Below are 20,556 nucleotides of genomic sequence, written 5' to 3' on the forward strand. Positions count from 1 at the left end.
GCGGCTTCGCCTTACCCGGCCTACACCGTGTCAGAGCCTCACTATTTCCCCGGCATCGCCTCAAATACCAGCGTTTCCAGCGGTTGCAGCGTAATTACCACAGCGTTTTTATACTCCTCTGGTACGGTCGAATTACTGCCGTACACGGCTTTCAGGGTAAACTGCGAACGCTCTCCTGCCGGGATCTCAAAATCTTTGGTTAAATCCAGGTAGTAACGTTGCGGCTTATCCGACGGGTTGCGTAGGCCAAAAATCGCTTTGTCTTTACTCCATGAGGCCCAGCCGTAAACCTGAAGCGAAGTTGGGTCACCGCCAATCCAGTGAGTATCCACCAGCACGCTGGCATTCTCACGCGACCATTTCGCCGCCTGCGCCAGGGTATCCCACTTCGCCTTATTCAGCATGGACGGCGTGATGTACAGCTCCTGAAGCTGAGTTCCGGTTGCGAAGTAGCTCCAGACCTGATCGGCAAAATCGCTGTCTGTTTGCACTTTCTCGAGTCCATAGTAAGCGTTCTCTGCGCTGACGATCCCGTGGTACATCAGTGAGTTCAGCGGGAACAGAGGACCTTTGCGCACGATGGATCGCCAGGTTTCGGCATCGCGGTAGGTCATCCACTGCTGCACTGGCGTGCCGGGGCCGTACAGGTTGATATCATCGCCCTGACGCCAGATTGAATCAGCATAGAACAGCCAGGACGGGCTGGCGTCGGTGCCGGTGGTCAGGTTGATAAACAGGTTCGGGTTTGCGCTGCGCATGTTGTGCAGCAGGGCAATGGATGCGTCAAAATCCGATGCAAATGGGCTGCCCTTGATATGCGAATTGGCGTTACCCATTCCGTCGAGCTTGAACGAGGTAATGTGCTCGTTTTTGATCAGCTTAATGATCTGATCGTTAAAGTTTTTAAAATAGTTCGGCCCCGACAGCGCCAGCTTGCCGTCTACGGTTTCAAAACCATACTCTTTTGCATGCGAGACGCGAATATCGCGCGGCTTGTTGTATCCGCCCCACGGAGAAAGCCACAGCCCAACCGAGCTGTGCAGGCTGTCGGCTTTTTCCCTGACTTTGCCAAAACCGTTGCTGAATGCCGGGCCAAAAAGCCAGCGTCCGGTGCGATCGTCCCAGCCATCGTCCAGCAGGAACGCGTCCAGCGCCACCCCGCGTCCGGCAATAAATTCTTTATTCCATTCGTCCATCCGCCCAATGACATCCTGCTCGGAGTAAGGGGTAAAGAAACCGATGTCCATCCAGCTGTTGTAGTGCAGATAAGGCTTATAAGGCCGCGGACGCACGGCATCGATAAACTGGTTTACGCTGCGGCGCAGCTGATTAGTTTCCGGGAAAGTGCCGAACCAGGTGGTAAAACTAACCGGTGTCTCAGGCAGAATTGGCGTTTTCAGCTCCACGTTGAGGTTCGTGGTGGCTTCATAAGCGTAAGTATTCACAATCGGTTTGTCTGGCAGGATGAAGAACGAGTCGGCCACGATTGGCGAGCTGTTAATCGCCCCGTCAACGTAAGGTGCCTGAGACTGCTTCTTCGTCGGGAAGAAGGTAATTTTCGCTACGTCCCGCGGCTGCCCGACGGCGGCGATGGTGTAGCCGATGCTGGCGTATTTTCCCTTCACCAGGTTCAGTTTCACCGTTACGTTAAAATCCGGATGCGTAAAGTCGATGACTATCGCATTGTCCTGCTTTTCGACGTGCTTGATTTTGAAATCAGCGGTGTGGATTTTTGTTTCATCCGGCAGCGTCAGAAAGAACAGCTCCTGGGGCGTGAGCGGATGGTTAGATTTGCTGTCCGTTACTACTACCGTTGCATTTGCATCATCAAACGAAAGGGCAATATTGTCGTTACTGAGCGCGTAGTTTGCTGCCGCCGCGCCATGAGAAACGCAGAGAGCCAGCAGCGAGAGAGTGAGCATTTTTTTCATCGGGGTAAGATCCTTATCAGTAATGCTTCAGCATTCGGTTGATGGACTGTTCCAGCCAGTAGCGCTGGGTGCCGAAGTTAATACGCAGGTAGTTTTCGCCGTTTTGTACGTAGTGGCTGCCATCTTCGATGACCACGCCAGCCTGTTTGGCGAAATGTTGGGTTAGCGCCGTCGCACTGCGATCGTCCGCACTGACGTCTATCCAGGCGAGATATGACGACTCCGGGTTCATCATCTTCCATGCAGGGAAGTGGGTCTGGATGGCATCCGCAAGGTAGCGGGCATTGCCGCGCAGATAACCATTCAGCGCGTCGAGCCATGGCAGACCCTGCTGATAGGCCAGAATAATTCCCCACACGGCGAAGATATTGGGCGAGGTAATGGAGTTCTTCTCCAGCTGCTGGCGGAAACGCTGGCGCAGCGAATCGTCTGGAATTATCGAGTAGGATGTTTTTAGCCCGCCAAGGTTGAACGCTTTATTGGGGGAGGTCAGCACAATCAGGTTGTCCTGGGCGGCACAGCCCGAAGTCAGACAGCTGACGAATGTACCGTCCAGAATGTGCTCGGCGTGAACCTCATCAACGACCAGAATCGTGCCGTAGCGCTTACAGAGATCGGACACCTGGCGTATCTCATCCGCGCGCCAGATTCGGCCCGAAGGGTTATGCGGCGAGCAGAAGAACCACAGTTTTGGACGGTGAGTTTTGAGATGAACTTCAATCAGATTAAAATCCAGGTGATAGCGGTTTTCCTTCACGCTCAGCGGATTTGCAAGCACCCGCACGCCCTGTCGCTGTGTCGCCATCGCAAATGGGTCATACACCGGGGTGTTCATCATCACGCAGTCGCCGGGTTTGCAGAACGCCTGAACCGTATAGTGCAGCGTGGAAACGGTGCCGTAGGTCAGGGTGATCCATGACTTATGCACCTCAACCTGATGACGGGTGCGCTGGAAGGCGATGACCGCATCGTAGAATTCGTCGAAGCACCAGGTGTAACCGAAGGTGCCATGCTCCACGATGCGCTGGAAGCCTTCAATCACGGCGGGTGGCGAGGTGAAATCCATGTCTGCTATCCACAGCGGGATAAATCCCTCCGGGACATCACCGAAACGCGAGCACACAAACGCATGATCCCATTTACGGCATTTATCGCTTTTACGCTCAATGATTCTGTCGAAATCAAACACAACGTCCCCCTGTTAAATTAAGGCTTCAATGCCGGATTTGACGCTCTGCACCTGCGGGCCGATGATCACCTGAACGCTGTGGGCATCAAGCACCACGACTGACAAGGCGCCCGCGGCCTTCAGCGCCTGCTGGTCGATAAGCCCCATATCTTTCACCACCAGACGTAAGCGGGTGATGCAGTTGTCGAGCGACTCAATATTCTCTTTACCGCCAAGCGCGCGAAGAATAAGCCCATGATCGTATTTTGATTTTCCACGTGCCCGGGTATTGGCTTCCACCGCCTGGAGCGCACCCTGCGCGTCAACCTCACGGCCCGGCGTTTTAATATCGTGCCTGAGGATGTACCAGCGGAAGACGAAGAAGTAGATAGCAAACCAGGCCATACCCACCGGGAACAGCAGATACCATTTGGTCGACATCCCCTGCATGACGCCGAAGATCAGCAGATCCAGAATGCCGCCGTCGGTGTTGCCGATAGTGACGCCGAGAAGCGCCATCACCATCAGCGCCAGGCCAGACATAACGATATGAAACGCGTAAAGCACAGGGGCAATAAACAGGAACAGGAACTCAATCGGCTCTGAAATACCCGTGACAACTGAAACCAGCACGCCAGAAAGCAGCAGCCCTTTAATCACCGGACGGTTTTCCGGACGCGCGGTGCGGTAGATAGCGTAAGCCACAGCAGGCAGGCCGAAGATAAAGGTCGGCATAAACCCTTGCGATAAAAATGCCGTAACGTGCGGGCTAAACGGCAGGCCGGCTTTCAGCTCGGCGTAGAAAATGTTCAGCGCACCGGCCACTTCCTGGCCGTTAACCATCTCAATGCCGCCCGCCGGGGTGAAGCGCACCATCGCCAGCAGGATGTGGTGCAGGCCAAAAGGTTTGAGCAGCAGTACGCCCACGCCATACAGGAACGGCCCAAAGACGCTGGTGCTCTGGATGATATGACCAATCCCGGCAATGCCCATTGCCACATATTCCCACAGCAGGGGGATGAACAAGCCGACCAGCGACAGGGTGAGGGCGGTAACAATCGGTACAAAACGAATGCCGCTAAAGAAGGCAAACGCGTCGTGCAGCACCGTGTCCTGGAAGCGTTCGTGCAGGAAGTAGGTGATCACCCCTACCACAATGCCGCCGAGCACGCCCATCTCCAGCGTTTGAATACCAAGCACGATGGATTGTCCCACCTGTCTCATGGTGGCGGCATCCGCAAGCTGGTGGGTGGCGGTCAGGTAGTAGTTGATGCTCATGTTCATCAGCATGTAGCCAACGAATCCGGCAAAAGCGCCCACCGCTTTATTACGTCTGGCAAGGCCCATCGGGATCGCCATGGCAAACATCAGCGGCAGATAGGTAAAAGCAAAGCCGCCGACCATGGCGATAAAACCAAAGGTGAGCTGCGTTAACTCGCCGCCCAGAAAGGGAAAACTTTTGATGGTGGAAGGGCTGGTGACAGAACTACCGATACCTAACAACAACCCCATAAAGGCCAACAGCGAGACCGGGAACATAAACGTCTTTCCCAGGCTCTGGAAAAACTCCCACGCTTTCGATTTAAACGACTTTTCCTGTGTCATGTAGGGACTCCTCGGATTTTTAGGATAATGGAAGGCGCTGTCCGGCTTAAGGACGCGCCTTCATATTTGCGAGGCTTATAGTTATTTTTTTAGGTACTAGCGTTATGCGCGATGGGTTCAGGCTTCAGCCGGAAGCAGCAGCCGGTTCGCCGAGCCGCAAACGGTGATTTTGCTTCTGACCACCTCTTTCATGGCATCCATGCCGACGCGCATGTAGAAGCGCGGATCGTTGCCCTGTGGGTTCTTGGCAAACCAGGCTTTGACTGCGTCAGAGAAGGCGATTTTCAGCTCTGTTGCGACGTTAACTTTGCAGACGCCCAGCTCAATGGTGCGGCGCACATCCTCATCCGGCACATCGCTTGCACCATGCAGCACCAGCGGCACTGTCACTACCTCGCGGATCTCGGCCAGCCGCTGGAAGTCGATTTTTGGGCGTTTGGTATAGAGACCGTGCGCGGTACCGATGGCGACGGCGAGGCTGTCCACGCCTGTCAGTTCGACAAAGCGTTTTGCTTCCTGCGGGTCGGTCAGGAACGCGCTTTCGGCGTCGACGCTCATGTCATCTTCCACCCCACCCAGTCGGCCCAGTTCGGCCTCGACGCTACAGTCGTTGAGGTGGCAGAAATCGACGACCGATTTCACCAGCTTGACGTTTTGTTCGAAGGGGTAATGGCTACCGTCGATCATTGCGCTACGTACGCCGGCATGGACTTTGCGGCGAATGTCGTCCAGCGATTCGTGGTGATCGAGGTGTAGCGCCAGCGGCATGTCATAAGTAAGGGAATACGCGCTGCACAAGGCGTAAATCTCTTCCAGCGCAATATGTTTAAACGTCCCCGGCGTACCCGCGAGGATCACCGGCGATCGCATTTCGCTACAGACTTCGAGGATCGCCTGGATCGTCTCGGCGTTATGGATGTTAAAGGCCGGAACGGCATAGCCCTTCGCCTGTGCGTCCTGCAAAAGATATTTGGTAGAAATAATACTCATGAGCCTGTCCTCTTAAGCCTGCCACGGATGAATAACGACGCCCTGGACCACACGGTTAACCGTACCGCTGGCGGATGGCGTATCCGGCGTATTGCCAACGTGCAGAGACTGGGTCAGTGCGAAGACCTGGGCGTACATCAGGAAGCAGAACGCCTGCTCCATATCGTTAAATGAACGGGAAGGCGGCAGCAGGATATGCGGGCCAGCTTCAATGACCGGATCCGTTTCGGCTGCAATGGCTACCACGCGCATAGCCTGACGATCGCGTCGCAGCTCGGCGAGCAGATCCAGATCGTACTGACGCGTGTACGGATGGCTGGAGACAAACACGACGACCAGCGTTTCGTTGTCCACCAGCGACTTAGGCCCGTGACGGAAACCCGTTGGCGAATCGTAGAATGCCGCCAGCTTGCCGGCGGTCAGCTCCAGCACCTTCAACGCTGACTCCCGTGCGGCGCCCTGTAATCCACCGCTGCCCAGATAAACAATGCGTTTCCACGGTTCGTTACCAAAGACGCCGGGGCTGAAATCGCCAAGCGACGTGAGGATCGCCTGACAGCGATCGGACACGTCGCGGAACGTTTTGCTGTTGATCGTTTCCGGTGCGAATACCGCCAGGCAGCTCGCCATCATGGTGGTGATGCTGCTTGTCATCGCGAACCCGCGATCGTGCGTTTCGGCTGGCATGAGCAGAGCGCAGGCGTTATCGCTGTCGACGGCATTCTGATACAGGCTGCCCGCTTCATTACAGGTGATCGACAGGTGGTAGCACTCCGGAACAAACTGATTCGCCAGCTCAACGGCAGCGACGCTCTCCGGGCTATTGCCAGAACGGGCGAAAGAGACCAGCAGCAGCGGGTGCGCAGGGCTGAAGTAATCCATCGGGTTGGTGACCAGATCGGTCGTAGGTATCGCGGTGATATTTTTTCTCGTGTGGCTGGCAAGCCATGGCGCAATGATGTCGCCGATAAAAGCAGACGTACCCGCGCCGGTCAGAACGATCCGCAGATCGGGCTTGCGCAACAGTGGCGTCAGAAAACTGTCGATCGACGCGCGCAGATTATCAATATTGTTGAGCGAGCGAAGCCAGCTGGCTGGCTGCTGGCGGATCTCTTTTTCGGTCCAGGTGCCGGTGGTGGTAGTGGTTTGTGGCATAACTCAGTCCTTAGTCGTGTGAATTCCACATCAGACGCTGGCAAATGTGTCGCTATCTTTCGTTTCGTTTCACTTGTTCACTTTAGCAGTTAAAGAAAATCTATAGAAAAGAAATCGAAAGTTCAATGGCAAAAAAGAAATAAAACGAAAAGTGTGATCGCGAAAGGAAAGGCGAAGATCAAGGAAAGGAAAAGAAAGGCCTTACGATCGTCTTCCGTAAGGCCAACAGAGCACACTGTGAAGGGGCTACAGGGAAAGAGCCTGACCCTGGATCCAGATCTGCCGGAGGTGTAAACCCGCATCGAGCGCAATAATATTGGCGCGTTTGCCTGGTGCTAACGATCCCAGCAGGTGATCCATACCGAGCAGACGGGCGGGATGCAGCGAGGCCATATGGATAGCGTTTTCTGGGGCGACCCCCGTATGCTCCACCATATTCCGCACGGCGGCATCCAGCGCGAGCGTGCTGCCCGCCAGCCCGCCCGAGGCCGTGCGAACAACGCCGCCCTGCATCTCGACACTTTCACCACACAACGTATAGCCCCCATCAGGCATACCCGCCGCCTGCATGGCATCGGTAATCAGCACCGTACGATCCTTCGCGCAGCAACAACATAGCCGCATGGCTCCAGGATGAACGTGATGCCCGTCGGCAATAAGCTCCAGCCACGCGCGTGGGTCCGTAAGCCCGGCGCCAACCATGCCCGGCTCCCGGTGGTGTAATCCCGTCATGCCGTTGTAGCAGTGCACCAGCCCGTCTGCGCCTGCATCAAATGCGGCCAGGGTTTGCGCGTATGTAGCGGCGCTGTGGCCCAGCATGACGCGTATCCCTTTTTGCTTGAGGTGATGGATCGCCTTCAGGGCATCCACTTTTTCCGGAGCAAGCGCCACCACCCGCAGCGTGTTCTGCGAAACCGCAATCAGCTCATCAAGTTCCGCGAGATCCAGCTCGCGAAACAGTTCTGGCGGGTGCGCCCCTTTGTTCTGCGGTGTAAAGTACGGGCCTTCCAGATAGCTGCCCAGGAGCTGCGCGCCGGGGCCACCGGCATGACAGCGCCGGGCAATGCGCCGTAACGCGCCATGGATCGCCTCCAGCGAAGCGGTGACGGTGGTAGGCAGAAACGCCCCTACGCCTTCACGCGCTTTATGTAAGGCTAACCGGTCCAGCACGTCGGGGGCATCATCCATCACATCCACACCCGCGCCGCCGTGGACGTGGATATCAATGTATGCCGGGCAAAGCAGGTCTGCCTCGCGGGTGTTAACCCCTGCCGGAATCGGCTCGATGGCGGTGATGACGCCTCTATCCATACGCAGCTGATGGTCATCCAGCCAGCCTTGCCCGGTAAGCAGACGACGCGCGCGCAGCAGCTGGCTCATATCCCTTCCTCGGCGGGCGCTTCCTCGCGACAGCGTGCAAGTTCATCCACCAGGCTGGTCAGGCCGCGATGGCCGCACTCCAGCGCCTGCAAACGAAAGGCTTCACTGCTTAATCCGTCGCGCTCCAGAACCATCTCCAGCAAAAGCTGGAGATTGGTGCCGGTAATCACTTCGCTGCCGGGGCGCTGCATCGCGAGGGTAGAGGCCACACGAAACGGCGTACCGCCGAGAAGATCGGTGAGAAACACGATATCGTGCTCTGCATCCAGTTCATTCACTGCCTGCTCAAGCTGCGCGGTCAGCCGCGCAGTGGTGGAGCTTTCCGGAAAATCGATGGCGATAAACTGCGGCTGTTCGCCGAGGATTTGCTTCATCGCCTGTTGCAGGCCGCTGGCAAAACCGCCGTGACCCGTCAAAATAATGCCTAACATCGCAACCTCTTTGCTTTTTACAGGAAGTGACAGAATTTACCGACAACGCCCAGCACCACGGTGATACCAATCAGGCGCAGTGGGCTCCAGCCACGGCGTACCAGCCAGAACATGATCAGGGTGTAGACCAGTGGCAGAAAGGCGGGCATCAGTTTGTCGATCACATCGGTTTGCAGTTTGACGACCGCGTCCCCGGCTTTAATCTCGAGTGTGGTATTCAGGCGCACATAGGTTGCCACCAGCGCGCCAATCACTGTCATTCCGACAATGGACGCAGCATGACCAACCTTTTTGGTGTTGGCCTTGATCAGCGGGATCGCGGCGACACCCATTCGGTAGGCATAGTGCGCCAGACCAAAACGCAGGCCGAGATGCACCACGTTAAACAGAACGATAAAGACAACGGCGCCAAGAATGGATCCCTGTAGCGCCAGGCTGGCGCCAATCCCCCCGCAAATGGGCAGCAGGGTCAGCCAGAACATGGCGTCACCAATGCCACCGAGCGGTGCGCCAACGGCAATTTTAGTGCTCTGGATGCTGTTCACATCCTGCTTGGAACGCTCCATTGCCAGAATAATGCCGATGACGAAGGTCACCAGAAACGGGTGGGTGTTAAAGAAGCCCATATGGCCTTTCATGGCGCGCGCCAGGTCCCGCTTATTGGTGTGGATCTTTTTCAGCGCGGGCAGTAGCCCATACAGCCAGCCGGAGGCCTGCATACGCTCGTAGTTAAACGAGGCCTGTAGCAGCATGGAACGCCAGGCGACACGGTTAATATCCTTTTTCGTTAGCTCAGCGCCAATACTCTGATCTTCGTAGACGTTTTCATTCACGCCGGTCAGCAGTGTCTCTTCACTTTCAGACACGCCCGGCAGGGTGGTGTGATTAGATGCCATCTTCAAATTCCTCTTTCTGGGCCGCAGGCGCCGTGGGTTCAGGCGATTTGCGCAGCAGGTCGATCAGCGCCATCGCCAGTGCAGCCGCGGCAATCGCCAGCACCGGGAGTTTCAGCCAGGCCGCGGCGACAAAGCCGATAATGAAGTAAGGGATGTAAACGTTTTTCATCATGATCTTCAGTAGCACGGCGAAGCCGATCGCTGGCATGATGCCGCCCGCGACGCCGAGACCGTCGATCAGACGTTCCGGCAGCACGTCAATGGCGGTTTTCGCATGTTCAGCGCCGAAGTAGATGGGCAGAAATGCGCACAGGAAGTAGAAGACGCCGAGCGCCAGCAGTGCAAGATAGTTGACCCGTTCAATACCACGGGTGTCTGCGTTAGCCGCCATGCGATCGCAGCGGGACATCACGCCGGACATCACCGAGAAGAGGAAGGTGATCCCCATCTGAACCGCCACGGCAAACGGCACGGCGACCCCAACGGCGACATCCGGCTTCACGCCTGTAGTAATGGCAAATGTGGTGCCAACGATGGTGCCGATAATCACGTTTGGCGGCTGCGCGCCCGCCAGCGGCGCGAGTCCCATCCAGACCAGTTCTAACGTACCGCCGGTCAGAATTCCGGTGTGCAAATCGCCCAGAATCAGGCCAACCAGTGGCCCGAGCACCACTGGACGGTGCATGTGTGTTAAGCCGTTAAACATATCCAGGCCCGCTATAAAGGCGAGAAGCCCCAGCGCGAAAGCCTGCAACAGACTGATTTCCATTGTGAATCCCTCAGAGCAGTTTAAAGAGATCCAAAGCAGTCTCTGTTGGAACGCCCTGAACGAAGCATTCCACTCCGGCCGCCTTCAGGCCGTTAAACGCGGCGATATCGTTCGCGTCTACAGATACCGTTTTGGCAATTTGCTGTTTGCCACTGGCGTAATGCATATTTCCGACGTTAATACGGGTGATGGGCACGCCGCCCTCGACCAGCGTTAAAAAATCAGCCGGTGTTTTACAGACCAGCAGAATTTTCTGCCGGTCGGCGGCGCGATGAATGTTGTCGATCACTTTTTGCAGAGACCAGAAACGCACGGCGATGCCTTCCGCAAGCACCATCTCCATCAGGTTTTGCTGAACCGGATCGTCTGCAACCTCGTCATTTGCCACCAGCACCAGGTTCGCCCCCGCAAACCCCACCCACTGTACGCCCACCTGACCGTGGATCAGGCGTTCATCAATGCGGCATAAGACAATGTTTGGCATAGCGTTTTCCTCTTTTTAATTATGCGTGTTGAGTCGTTACGCCTTCGCAGGCGGCATGGTACTGATGGAGTATGTCCTGAATGTGGTCGAGGATGAGTTCCCGTGGTGTGGAGCTGAGAGCGCCATCGCGAACTTTGCTGTACTGCAACGGCAGATACTGGCTGATCAGCGGCAGCGGGATCGGTTCATCCGCCAGGTTGCGTACCAGCCGCTCAAAGGCGTCGTCAATCTGGCTGTCTGGCCAGTAATAGCGCACGCGGTCGGAATAGCTGTAACCGCGGGCCAGGCGACGGGCATTGCCGTCGCCGTGATAGTGGCTTTGCCAGTATTCCGGGCGATCGAGCATCACGTTTTCCAGGACGTGACGCAGCCCTGAGCAGGCTTTTGCCGGCAGCAGCTCTTCTTCAATTGCTGCCAGTGAGAACAGCGCTTCGCGCAGCGCGAAGGTTAGCGCAGGGCCGACTTTCAGAATGGCGAAGTGATCTTTCACCAACTGGCGCAGCGCCTGCGGCGTCTGGTAATCGGTAGAGTGTGCTTCAAATACCAGCGTGTCGTAGGCTTCAACCATCTTGCTCAGCGCGACGGCTTTATGCGGTTGATAGTCACAAACGTGCGCATGGTCGAACTCAACGCCAGGCTGAACGACCAGGCCAATAATGCGCGGCCAGATGTCGCTTAACCCTTCCTTCTCGAATGCGTGGCGGTGTGCCTCAAGCGTGGCGCGTGCCGCCTCTGGCGTGGTGACCTCAAGCTCGGTCAGCGTCTCGTGTGCCCCACCGGGAACCGGAACTTCCGTGCCGATAACGTAGACCAGATCGGCTACGCCAAATTGCTCGAGACAGGTGGTTTCGGCAATTTTAGCCAGCCGAGCGGCACGCCCGGCAACGATTGCATCGGTTAAAGGAACCGGGTCGTCTTCGCAGGACATGCTGCAATCGAGGTGAATTTTTTTAAATCCGGCCGCCACGTAGCTTCTGATCAGATCGTCGGCGTTCGCCATCGCCTGCAAAGCTGGCAGGTTTTGCCAGCGGTTTGGACCTAAATGATCGCCGCCAAGGATCAGCTGTGAGGTGGGGAAACCGAGGGATCCCGCCAGCTTGCAGACAAACCCATAAAAATCGGCGGGCGTCATACCGGTATAGCCGCCAAACTGATCCACCTGGTTTGAGGTGGCTTCAATCAGCAGAGGCGTCTGTTGTGAATGGGCGTAACGTATTGCAGCTTCAAGTACCAGTGGATGTGCGGAACAGACGGCATAAATCCCGTTTGTATTCCCCCGTTTATGTTGTTCCACCATTTCTGTCAGATGTTTCACTTTCCTCTCCATTTCGGATGGTGTTGGCATTCATCTTTCGTTTTGTTTCATTTGATACTGCATTATGGTGATGTAAAAATAAAACGAAAGATAATAGTTTTCCGATCTGTTTCACAAAAGAAACATAATGAAAGGTTTCAGCGGCGATTAAGCTTGCGTCCGCCTCCCATACAGGGCTTGCATTCCCTCAAAAGAAAGGCGTTAATAAGAAAAACGAAATGAAACGAAAGTTTATTTACTAAGGAGCTCGTATGAGCAGCACCGATTCATCCGCAGAGAAGCGCATCACCGGCACCAGTGAAAGGCGAGAGCAGATCATTCAGCGGTTGCGGGCGCAGGGAAGCGTGCAGGTTAACGATCTTTCTCTTTTATTCGGTGTGTCGACGGTGACGATCCGTAACGATCTGGCCTTTCTGGAAAAGCAGGGGATTGCCGTTCGCGCTTACGGCGGCGCGCTGATTTGCGAAGGCAATGCCCCCGGCGTGGAGCCATCCGTTGAGGACAAAAGTTCCCTTAATACGGCAGTGAAGCGCAGTATCGCGCAGGCGGCGGTTGAACTGGTGAAGCCGGGTCACCGCATTATTCTGGACTCCGGCACCACAACCTTTGAAATTGCCCGCATGCTGCGCCAGCACACCGATGTCATTGCCATGACCAACGGGATGAACGTGGCAAACGCGCTACTGGAAGCGGAAGGCGTAGAGCTGCTGATGACCGGCGGGCATTTGCGCCGTCAGTCACAGTCCTTCTACGGCGACCAGGCGGAGCAGTCCTTACAGAATTACCATTTTGACCTGCTGTTCCTGGGCGTCGATGCCATCGATCTCGACCGGGGGGTGAGTACGCACAACGAGGATGAAGCCCGTCTGAACCGCAAAATGTGCGAGGTGGCGGAGCGTATTATCGTTGTCACTGACTCCAGCAAGTTTAACCGTTCAAGCCTGCATAAAATCATTGATACTCAGCGAATCGACATGATTATTGTTGATGAAGGCATTCCGGCGGAAAGCCTGGAAGGGTTACGCAAAAGCGGGATCGATGTGGTGCTGGTCTAAAGAGGCTTTTCCCCTCACCCTAACCCTCTCCCCATAGGGGAGAGGGTTCCCCAGTAATTTGAAAGCAAAAACTATAACGTTGCCTCAGAATAACTGAGGGCTTTCAGCGATGCCTCGGTCCGGCTGTAAATCGCTGAGGCGTTTCCTGTAGGCCGGGGCGAGGCGCAGGGATGCGCCGAGAGGGCGGGCTTTACAGGGATGTTACCTCCGCCCGTCCCCGATAAGCCGGAAGGAATAAGCCGAAGGCACCGCGAAGCGGCGATTTTCCGCCGGAAGCCCGGGTCGCCAGGGTGGTGGCGACTGAGCCACCCTGGCACGTTCACCGGTCATGTCGTGACAGAGTAGCAAGGAACATAAAGTGAACGGAATGACCACCAGAGCCGTATGTTTCCCCTCACCCCAGCCCTCTCCCTCAAGGGAGAGGGGGCCGTCTGTGCAGGCATTATTTTGTGGGGAACCCTCAGCCCCATAGGGGAGAGGGGACTGCTCGGTGCGGTTTTTTACCCTCTCCCCGGTGGGGAGAGGGCAGGGTGAGGGACAATCACGTCACCGGCGCCGGGTTAAACACCGCCAGCGAGTTATGCAATCCCCATTGATCGGAGAAGGTTTTCTTCCGCCCGCTTGCCACATCCAGAATGAAGTGGAACAGCTTCCAGCCCACCTCTTCAATACTCTCTTCCCCGGTGGCGATGGTGCCCGCGTTGATATCCATTAAGTCATACCAGCGGTTTGCCAGCTCGGTGCGGGTCGCCATTTTGATCACCGGTACCGCCATCAGGCCGTACGGCGTGCCGCGCCCGGTGGTAAAGACCTGTACCGTAATGCCGGAAGCCACCTGCTGGGTGCCGCAAACGAAATCACTGGCAGGCGTTGCCGCGTAAATCAGGCCGCGTTTGGTTGGTCGCTGGCCAGGGGAGAGCACTTCCACAATCGCGCTCTGGCCGGATTTGGCAATCGACCCGAGGGCCTTTTCCACCACGTTCGCGAGGCCGCCTTTCTTGTTACCCGGAGACGGGTTGGCGCTGCGGTCAGTTTTGCCCATGTCGAGATAGTTATCGTACCAGGCCATTTCCTCCAGCAGGCGTTTGCCCACCTCTTCGTTGACGGCGCGCGGCGTGAGCAGGTGGATAGCATCACGTACTTCGGTGACTTCGGAGAACATCACCGTGGCGCCGCAGCGCACGAACAGATCGGAGGCATAACCTACCGCCGGGTTAGCGGTGACGCCGGAAAACGCATCGCTGCCGCCACACTGTGTCCCAACGACCAGTTCAGAGGCCGGGCAGGTTTCACGCTGGCGTTTGTTCAACTTCTCCAGATGGCGCTCTGCCACCTGTAAAATGTCGTCGACCATCGATCTGAAGCCGACATGGTGTTCATCCTGAAGACGCACAACACTGGCATCGTCAACCGGAATGGCTTTCACATCCTCAGTACCCTGCAACAGGCGTTCTGGCTGCAATTTTTCACAGCCGAGACCAATCACCATTACCTCACCGCCAAAGTTTGGGTTAAGGGCGATATTGTGAATCGTACGGATCGGCACGACCGCTGCCGGCGCGTTGATCGCCACGCCGCAGCCGTACAGGTGGTTAAGACCCACCACGCCGTCAACGTTGGGGTATTTCGGCAACAGATCGCGCTCAATAATTTTCACAACGTAATCCACTACGCCCGCCACGCAATGCACGCTGGTGGTGATGCCAAGCAGGTTTTTGGTTCCCACGCTGCCATCCGCATTGCGGTAACCTTCGAAGGTATAACCCTCCAGCGGAGGCAACGGCTCAGGGACGCGGGTAGCCAGCGGCAACGTCTCCAGCGGCGGGGCGGTGGGCAGCTCAACCAGCGACTCCTCAATCCAGCTACCCTGCGGGATAGCGCGCACCGCATAGCCGATGACTTCGCCGTAGCGCACGATTTCACCGTGAGCCGGGATATCGACCAGTGCGACTTTATGCCCCTGCGGAATGTGCTCAATCAGCTCCAGGCCATCCGGAAAGCGGGTGCCAGCTTTTAAGCCATTGTCGTTGACAATAATCGCCACGTTATCAGTATCGTGCACTTTTATATAGAACGCCGTCGGCGACGCCTGTCGAATTTCAATATCGGCCATTGTTCACTCTTCTCCAGCAAAATATCTGATACTAAATATAGCCAGATGGTTAATCGTTTCTTATTGAGGAAATAAAGAATGTCAGGAGAGGAAAAGTGAGAATGTGATCGCGATCGCTCCCGAAACACTAATCGTTGATTCTGTGCATCAGCGCCCACTGCATTGGGCAAATGCTCAAAATAGCGTGTTACTCCCGCTGGATAATTGAGCATTGAGACAATGTGCTGCCGGGTGGTGACGATTATACTGAATGACGATTTTATAACGCCAAAATTCAGTCAGGAAAATAAATATAACGCTGACGCTGAGTCGGAATAAATAAGAAAAGTTACTGGCTAAAACTGCGGAATTAAAAAAGGTATAAGTAATGAGTAACGACATCTTCCCGAATAAATTTAAAGCGGCCCTCGCGGCGCACCAGATTCAGATTGGCTGCTGGTCTGCGCTGGCCAACCCCATCAGCACCGAAGTGCTGGGCCTGGCCGGGTTCGACTGGCTGGTGCTGGACGGCGAACATGCGCCAAACGATATCAACACGTTTATTCCGCAGCTGATGGCGCTGAAAGGCAGCCACAGCGCGCCGGTGGTGCGTGTGCCCACCAACGAGCCGGTGATCATCAAGCGTCTGCTGGATATCGGCTTCTACAACTTCCTGATCCCGTTTGTTGAAACGGAAGAAGAAGCGGTGCTGGCCGTGGCGGCGACCCGCTATCCACCGGAAGGGATCCGCGGCGTGTCCGTCTCGCACCGCGCCAACATGTTTGGCACCGTGCCGGACTATTTCGCCCAGTCCAACAAGAACATCACCATTCTGGTTCAGATCGAGAGCCAGCAGGGGGTCGATAACGTCGACGCTATTGCCGCGACGGAGGGGGTAGACGGCATTTTCGTCGGCCCGAGCGATCTGGCGGCCGCCTTTGGTCATCTGGGTAACGCCAGCCATCCGGATGTGCAGCGCGCAATTCAGCACATTTTTGCCCGTGCCAAAGCGCACGGTAAACCGTGCGGCATTCTGGCGCCAGTGGAAGCCGATGCCCGCCGTTACCTGGAATGGGGCGCAACGTTTGTTGCCGTCGGCAGCGACCTCGGCGTATTCCGCGCCGCCACGCAGAAATTAGCGGACGCTTTTAAAAAATAACCATCATTGAGGAAACAGATTATGACGCTGAAAGTGGGTTTTATTGGCCTGGGTATCATGGGCAAACCAATGAGCAAAAACCTCATCAAAGCAGGTTACTCACTGGTGGTTTTAGATCGTAATTCAGACGCAGTGGCAGAGGTGATTGCGGCTGGCGCAGAAACGGCGACAACCGCAAAAGCAATTGCTGAGCAGTGCGACGTGATTATCACCATGCTGCCAAACTCACCGCACGTGAAAGAGGTGGCGCTGGGTGAGAACGGCATTATCGATGGCGCGAAGCCGGGTCTGGTGGTGATCGACATGAGTTCTATCGCACCGCTGGCAAGCCGCGAAATCAGCGAGGCGCTGAAAGCGAAGGGCGTGGAGATGCTGGATGCGCCGGTCAGCGGCGGCGAACCGAAAGCCATCGACGGCACCCTGTCGGTGATGGTGGGGGGCGATAAAGCCGTGTTTGACAAATATTACGACCTGATGAAAGCCATGGCCGGCTCCGTGGTGCACACCGGTGAAATTGGCGCAGGCAACGTCACCAAGCTGGCAAACCAGGTGATTGTGGCGTTGAACATCGCGGCTATGTCGGAGGCGCTAACGCTGGCCACCAAAGCGGGCGTTAATCCGGAGCTGGTCTATCAGGCCATTCGCGGTGGTCTTGCGGGCAGCACCGTGCTGGATGCCAAGGCGCCGATGGTGATGGATCGTAACTTCAGGCCGGGCTTCCGCATCGATCTGCACATTAAGGATCTGGCGAATGCGCTGGATACCTCCCACGGCGTGGGGGCGCAGCTGCCGCTGACTGCCGCCGTCATGGAGATGATGCAGGCGCTGCGTGCGGATGGTCTGGGCACCGCCGATCACAGCGCGTTAGCGTGCTATTACGAAAAGCTGGCGAAGGTTGAAATTGCTCGCTAATGACGTCCCGCCCGGTGGCGTTACGCTTACCGGGCCTACGGCTCAGGCATACAACTATGAAAATCGTAATCGCGCCAGACTCTTATAAAGAAAGCCTGTCTGCCACTGAGGTGGCGCAGGCGATAGAAAAAGGATTTCGGGAAATTTTCCCCTACGCTCATTACGTGTCTGTTCCCGTTGCTGACGGCGGAGAAGGTACGGTTGAAGCGATGATCGCCGCTACGCAGGGCACCTGGCAGCAGGCTGTCGTCACCGGCCCGTTAGGGGAAAAGGTGAAGGCCAGCTGGGGGATCTCGGGCGACGGTACCACCGCGTTTATCGAGATGGCCGCCGCCAGCGGCCTGGTGCTTGTTCCTCCCGCGCAGCGTAACCCGCTGGTCACGACGTCGCGCGGGACGGGGGAGCTGATCCTCCGCGCGCTGGATAAAGGCGCGCGCAACATCATTATCGGTATCGGCGGGAGCGCAACCAACGATGGGGGCGCAGGCATGATGCAGGCGCTGGGCGCGAAGTTTACGGATGCGAACGGGACGGAGATCGGCTACGGCGGCGGCAGCCTGATGGCGCTTAACCGGATTGATATTTCGGATCTCGATCCGCGTCTTCAGGGGTGCGCAATCCGTGTCGCCTGTGACGTGACGAATCCGCTGGTCGGTGAAAGCGGCGCGTCGCGTATCTTTGGACCGCAAAAAGGCGCCACGAAGGAGATGATCCTCGAACTCGACGCCAGTCTTAGCCACTATGCCGAAGTGATCAAAAAAACGCTGCGCATTGACGTCAACCGGGTTCCGGGGGCTGGCGCCGCGGGCGGCATGGGCGCGGCGCTGATGGCCTTCCTGGGCGCAGAGCTGAAAAGCGGCATTGAGATTGTCACTCAGGCGCTCAATCTTGAAGAACATATTCACGACTGCACGTGGGTGCTGACGGGGGAAGGGCGCATCGACAGCCAGAGCATAAATGGCAAAGTGCCCGTCGGCGTGGCGAGCGTCGCCAAAAAATACCATAAGCCAGTGATAGGGATTGCCGGAAGTCTGACGCAGGATGTGGGTGTGGTGCATCAGTACGGCATCGATGCGGTGTACAGCGTACTGACCCGCATCGGCTCACTGGAAGAGGCGTTCCAGGGCGCGTATGACAACATTTACCGCGCCTCGCGGAATATCGCGGCCACATTGCAGGTAGGCATGCGTAGCCAGGGGTGACAGCGACGCGCAAACCCTCTATACTGCGCGCCGAAGCTGACCAGACAGTCGCCGCTTCGTCGTCGTCCCTTTCGGGGGAGACGGGCGGAGGGGAGGAAAGTCCGGGCTCCACAGGGCAGGGTGCCAGGTAACGCCTGGGGGGGAAACCCACGACCAGTGCAACAGAGAGCAAACCGCCGATGGCCCGCGCAAGCGGGATCAGGTAAGGGTGAAAGGGTGCGGTAAGAGCGCACCGCGCGGCTGGTAACAGTCCGTGGCACGGTAAACTCCACCCGGAGCAAGGCCAAATAGGGGTTCACATGGTACGGCCCGTACTGAACCCGGGTAGGCTGCTTGAGCCAGTGAGCGATTGCTGGCCTAGATGAATGACTGTCCACGACAGAACCCGGCTTATCGGTCAGCTTCAACTTCTTACGAAACCCCGCTTCGGCGGGGTTTTTGCTTTCTGAAGGTTGCAGGTCGGGTAAGCGAAGCGCCAAACGACATCAATTCCCAATTTTGCGACGCTAAGCACGTTTCACTATTTGTTCGGTTGCGTGTTCCTCTCATCTGCTGCGCATGATCGTAATCACAAAATTTAACGCTATAAAATTAGAAAAATTTAGTGTTGAGCAGATGTTGTAAATGTTTAGTCAGTGATGCCGAATGTTATTCATTTGATAATTTAATATTGAATCTAAAAACATTCTTCTGGTGAATGTGTGATATATCCCACTCTTTAACCGGAAAGTGAATAAATACTCCTGGTAAAGTTGATAAACCACAAAAATGTTTTAAAGGAATAATGGTGTTTTATTAACCTTTAATTGCCTGAAAGATAGCCTTTATTAATATTTTTAAGGCAAAAAAATTCACGCTGGTTATTGCCATAAAATAAATTTATTACCGCGTTTTTTATTGATCAATGTCAGCGTAAATGTGTATTTTTATTGTGATAAATCTTTGATTTATAAAGATATAAATAGTTTTCTGGTGCGGCTGAAAACAGAGCGTCCTGGCAAATTGTGAGTAACAGCACATACCCCCTGAAACAATATTGGGTAGAATCCGCTGCGTCATAGGGAAATAAGCGCAGAATATTATGAATACTATTATTCTACCGAAAACTCAGCACCTCGTGGTATTTCAGGAAGTCATCAAAAGTGGCTCCATAGGTTCTGCTGCAAGACAACTGGGGCTGACGCAACCTGCCGTCAGCAAAATCATCAGCGACATCGAATCTTACTTTGGGGTGGAAGTGATGGTGCGTAAAAACACCGGCGTAAAACTCACTGCTGCCGGTCAGGTGCTGCTGTCCTACGCTGAGTCGATCACCCGCGAAATGAAAAACATGGTGAGCGAGATCAACAGCCTCAGTTTCAGTACCGTCATGGACGTCTCCTTCGGCTATCCCTCGCTGATTGGCTTCACCTTCCTGTCCGGGATGATCAAAAAATTCAAGGAAGTGTTCCCGAAGGCACGCGTCTCAATGTATGAAGCGCAGCTCTCTTCATTCCTGCCCGCCATTCGCGATGGCCGGCTGGATTTCGCCATCGGTACGCTGAGCGACGGGATGCAGCTTCAGGATCTTCACGTTGAGCCACTGTTTGAATCCGAGTTTGTGCTGGTGGCGAGTAAATCACGAACGTGCACCGGCCCGACCAGACTGGCATCGCTCACGCACGAGCAGTGGGTGATGCCGCAAACCGATATGGGCTACTACAACGAACTTCTGACCACCCTGCAAGACAACCACATCAGCATTGAAAACATCGTCCAGACCGATTCCGTCGTCACCATCTATAACCTTGTCCTCAATGCCGATTACCTGACGGTGATCCCCCGTGACATGATTGCGCCATTCGGCTCGGACCAGTTCATTGTCCTGCCGGTGGAAGATGAATTACCCGTGGCGCGTTATGCCGCCGTGTGGTCAAAAAATTACAGTATTAAAAAATCGGCGTCAGTATTAGTGGAACTGGCAAAACAATATTCGTCGATGAATACCGAAAAACGACGATAGAAATAATGAT

The 20,556-nt window shown here is 55.6% G+C and carries 17 protein-coding genes and 1 other RNA gene; 6 read left to right on the forward strand and 12 right to left on the reverse strand.

Features of this window, described 5'->3' with window-relative positions; translation table 11 throughout:
* Positions 1-41: 41 nt before the first annotated feature.
* The 11 genes from CU081_RS07030 to kbaZ all read right to left on the reverse strand — a co-directional run bounded on the left by CU081_RS07030 (position 42) and on the right by kbaZ (position 12,136).
* On the reverse strand, positions 42-1,931 hold the full coding sequence (locus CU081_RS07030; protein ID WP_023323780.1) for an enterotoxin: 1,890 nt from the start codon (positions 1,929-1,931) through the stop codon (positions 42-44).
* Positions 1,932-1,947: 16 nt separating this feature from the next.
* The gene (locus CU081_RS07035; protein ID WP_022651908.1) at positions 1,948-3,120 is read right to left on the reverse strand and encodes a MalY/PatB family protein; all 1,173 of its coding nucleotides are present in this window, start codon (positions 3,118-3,120) and stop codon (positions 1,948-1,950) included.
* Between the two features lie 12 nt (positions 3,121-3,132).
* On the reverse strand, positions 3,133-4,704 hold the full coding sequence (gene malX / locus CU081_RS07040) for a maltose/glucose-specific PTS transporter subunit IIBC (RefSeq protein WP_003861742.1): 1,572 nt from the start codon (positions 4,702-4,704) through the stop codon (positions 3,133-3,135).
* A 117-nt stretch (positions 4,705-4,821) separates the two neighbouring features.
* Positions 4,822-5,694 (reverse strand): tagatose-bisphosphate aldolase subunit KbaY, encoded by an 873-nt coding sequence (kbaY, locus tag CU081_RS07045; protein WP_022651907.1) that lies wholly within the window; start codon positions 5,692-5,694, stop codon positions 4,822-4,824.
* 12 nt (positions 5,695-5,706) lie between these two features.
* Entirely contained in the window at positions 5,707-6,849 is a 1,143-nt protein-coding gene (locus tag CU081_RS07050) for an SIS domain-containing protein (protein WP_003861737.1), read from the reverse strand.
* Between the two features lie 246 nt (positions 6,850-7,095).
* A complete protein-coding gene (gene nagA / locus CU081_RS07055) occupies positions 7,096-8,229 on the reverse strand; it encodes an N-acetylglucosamine-6-phosphate deacetylase (protein ID WP_022651906.1) in 1,134 nt (377 codons plus the stop codon).
* Complete coding sequence (gene agaF / locus CU081_RS07060; protein ID WP_003861734.1) at positions 8,226-8,660, reverse strand: PTS galactosamine/N-acetylgalactosamine transporter subunit IIA; 435 nt, start codon at positions 8,658-8,660, stop codon at positions 8,226-8,228. The genes nagA and agaF overlap by 4 nt, the downstream gene beginning before the upstream one ends.
* 17 nt (positions 8,661-8,677) lie before the next feature.
* A complete protein-coding gene (gene agaE, locus CU081_RS07065) occupies positions 8,678-9,556 on the reverse strand; it encodes a PTS N-acetylgalactosamine transporter subunit IID (RefSeq protein ID WP_022651905.1) in 879 nt (292 codons plus the stop codon).
* The gene (gene agaW, locus CU081_RS07070; RefSeq protein WP_003861730.1) at positions 9,546-10,325 is read right to left on the reverse strand and encodes a PTS N-acetylgalactosamine transporter subunit IIC; all 780 of its coding nucleotides are present in this window, start codon (positions 10,323-10,325) and stop codon (positions 9,546-9,548) included. The genes agaE and agaW overlap by 11 nt, the downstream gene beginning before the upstream one ends.
* A gap of 10 nt (positions 10,326-10,335) precedes the next feature.
* The gene (gene agaV / locus CU081_RS07075; RefSeq protein WP_003861728.1) at positions 10,336-10,809 is read right to left on the reverse strand and encodes a PTS N-acetylgalactosamine transporter subunit IIB; all 474 of its coding nucleotides are present in this window, start codon (positions 10,807-10,809) and stop codon (positions 10,336-10,338) included.
* Between the two features lie 19 nt (positions 10,810-10,828).
* Positions 10,829-12,136, reverse strand: coding sequence for a tagatose-bisphosphate aldolase subunit KbaZ (kbaZ, locus tag CU081_RS07080; RefSeq protein WP_032634278.1), 1,308 nt, complete (start codon positions 12,134-12,136; stop codon positions 10,829-10,831).
* 239 nt (positions 12,137-12,375) lie between these two features.
* On the opposite strand from kbaZ, the gene CU081_RS07090 reads away from it, so the two are divergent.
* Positions 12,376-13,179, forward strand: coding sequence for a DeoR family transcriptional regulator (locus tag CU081_RS07090; RefSeq protein ID WP_003861724.1), 804 nt, complete (start codon positions 12,376-12,378; stop codon positions 13,177-13,179).
* 541 nt (positions 13,180-13,720) lie between these two features.
* Here CU081_RS07090 and garD read toward each other — a convergent pair.
* Positions 13,721-15,292, reverse strand: a complete 1,572-nt coding sequence (garD, locus tag CU081_RS07095; RefSeq protein ID WP_003862678.1) for a galactarate dehydratase — start codon at positions 15,290-15,292, stop codon at positions 13,721-13,723.
* Between the two features lie 367 nt (positions 15,293-15,659).
* Between garD and garL the strand changes: the two genes are divergently transcribed.
* The 5 genes from garL to tdcA all read left to right on the forward strand — a co-directional run bounded on the left by garL (position 15,660) and on the right by tdcA (position 20,546).
* Positions 15,660-16,430 (forward strand): 2-dehydro-3-deoxyglucarate aldolase, encoded by a 771-nt coding sequence (gene garL / locus CU081_RS07100; protein WP_003862676.1) that lies wholly within the window; start codon positions 15,660-15,662, stop codon positions 16,428-16,430.
* Between the two features lie 21 nt (positions 16,431-16,451).
* Positions 16,452-17,342 carry a 2-hydroxy-3-oxopropionate reductase gene (garR, locus tag CU081_RS07105; RefSeq protein ID WP_022651903.1) on the forward strand — a complete coding sequence of 297 codons (891 nt, stop codon included), beginning with the start codon at positions 16,452-16,454 and terminating at the stop codon, positions 17,340-17,342.
* Between the two features lie 56 nt (positions 17,343-17,398).
* Entirely contained in the window at positions 17,399-18,544 is a 1,146-nt protein-coding gene (gene garK, locus CU081_RS07110; RefSeq protein ID WP_058647451.1) for a glycerate 2-kinase, read from the forward strand.
* Positions 18,545-18,576: 32 nt separating this feature from the next.
* Positions 18,577-18,953: RNase P RNA component class A (gene rnpB, locus CU081_RS07115), an RNA gene on the forward strand.
* A gap of 672 nt (positions 18,954-19,625) precedes the next feature.
* Complete coding sequence (gene tdcA / locus CU081_RS07120) at positions 19,626-20,546, forward strand: transcriptional regulator TdcA (RefSeq protein WP_003862670.1); 921 nt, start codon at positions 19,626-19,628, stop codon at positions 20,544-20,546.
* Positions 20,547-20,556 lie beyond the last annotated feature (10 nt).

It is taken from the genome of Enterobacter sp. CRENT-193 (genome assembly GCF_002787395.1).
Lineage (GTDB): Bacteria > Pseudomonadota > Gammaproteobacteria > Enterobacterales > Enterobacteriaceae > Enterobacter > Enterobacter hormaechei_C.

What these genes read in the sequence shown, in the direction of transcription:
- CU081_RS07030 (WP_023323780.1), bottom strand. Translation starts at nt 1,931, where the DNA reads ATGAAAAAAATGCTCACTCTCTCGCTGCTGGCTCTCTGCGTTTCTCAT.
- malX (WP_003861742.1), bottom strand. Translation starts at nt 4,704, where the DNA reads ATGACACAGGAAAAGTCGTTTAAATCGAAAGCGTGGGAGTTTTTCCAG.
- kbaY (WP_022651907.1), bottom strand. Translation starts at nt 5,694, where the DNA reads ATGAGTATTATTTCTACCAAATATCTTTTGCAGGACGCACAGGCGAAG.
- CU081_RS07050 (WP_003861737.1), bottom strand. Translation starts at nt 6,849, where the DNA reads ATGCCACAAACCACTACCACCACCGGCACCTGGACCGAAAAAGAGATC.
- nagA (WP_022651906.1), bottom strand. Translation starts at nt 8,229, where the DNA reads ATGAGCCAGCTGCTGCGCGCGCGTCGTCTGCTTACCGGGCAAGGCTGG.
- agaF (WP_003861734.1), bottom strand. Translation starts at nt 8,660, where the DNA reads ATGTTAGGCATTATTTTGACGGGTCACGGCGGTTTTGCCAGCGGCCTG.
- agaE (WP_022651905.1), bottom strand. Translation starts at nt 9,556, where the DNA reads ATGGCATCTAATCACACCACCCTGCCGGGCGTGTCTGAAAGTGAAGAG.
- agaW (WP_003861730.1), bottom strand. Translation starts at nt 10,325, where the DNA reads ATGGAAATCAGTCTGTTGCAGGCTTTCGCGCTGGGGCTTCTCGCCTTT.
- agaV (WP_003861728.1), bottom strand. Translation starts at nt 10,809, where the DNA reads ATGCCAAACATTGTCTTATGCCGCATTGATGAACGCCTGATCCACGGT.
- kbaZ (WP_032634278.1), bottom strand. Translation starts at nt 12,136, where the DNA reads ATGGAGAGGAAAGTGAAACATCTGACAGAAATGGTGGAACAACATAAA.
- CU081_RS07090 (WP_003861724.1), top strand. Translation starts at nt 12,376, where the DNA reads ATGAGCAGCACCGATTCATCCGCAGAGAAGCGCATCACCGGCACCAGT.
- garD (WP_003862678.1), bottom strand. Translation starts at nt 15,292, where the DNA reads ATGGCCGATATTGAAATTCGACAGGCGTCGCCGACGGCGTTCTATATA.
- garL (WP_003862676.1), top strand. Translation starts at nt 15,660, where the DNA reads ATGAGTAACGACATCTTCCCGAATAAATTTAAAGCGGCCCTCGCGGCG.
- garR (WP_022651903.1), top strand. Translation starts at nt 16,452, where the DNA reads ATGACGCTGAAAGTGGGTTTTATTGGCCTGGGTATCATGGGCAAACCA.
- garK (WP_058647451.1), top strand. Translation starts at nt 17,399, where the DNA reads ATGAAAATCGTAATCGCGCCAGACTCTTATAAAGAAAGCCTGTCTGCC.
- tdcA (WP_003862670.1), top strand. Translation starts at nt 19,626, where the DNA reads ATGAATACTATTATTCTACCGAAAACTCAGCACCTCGTGGTATTTCAG.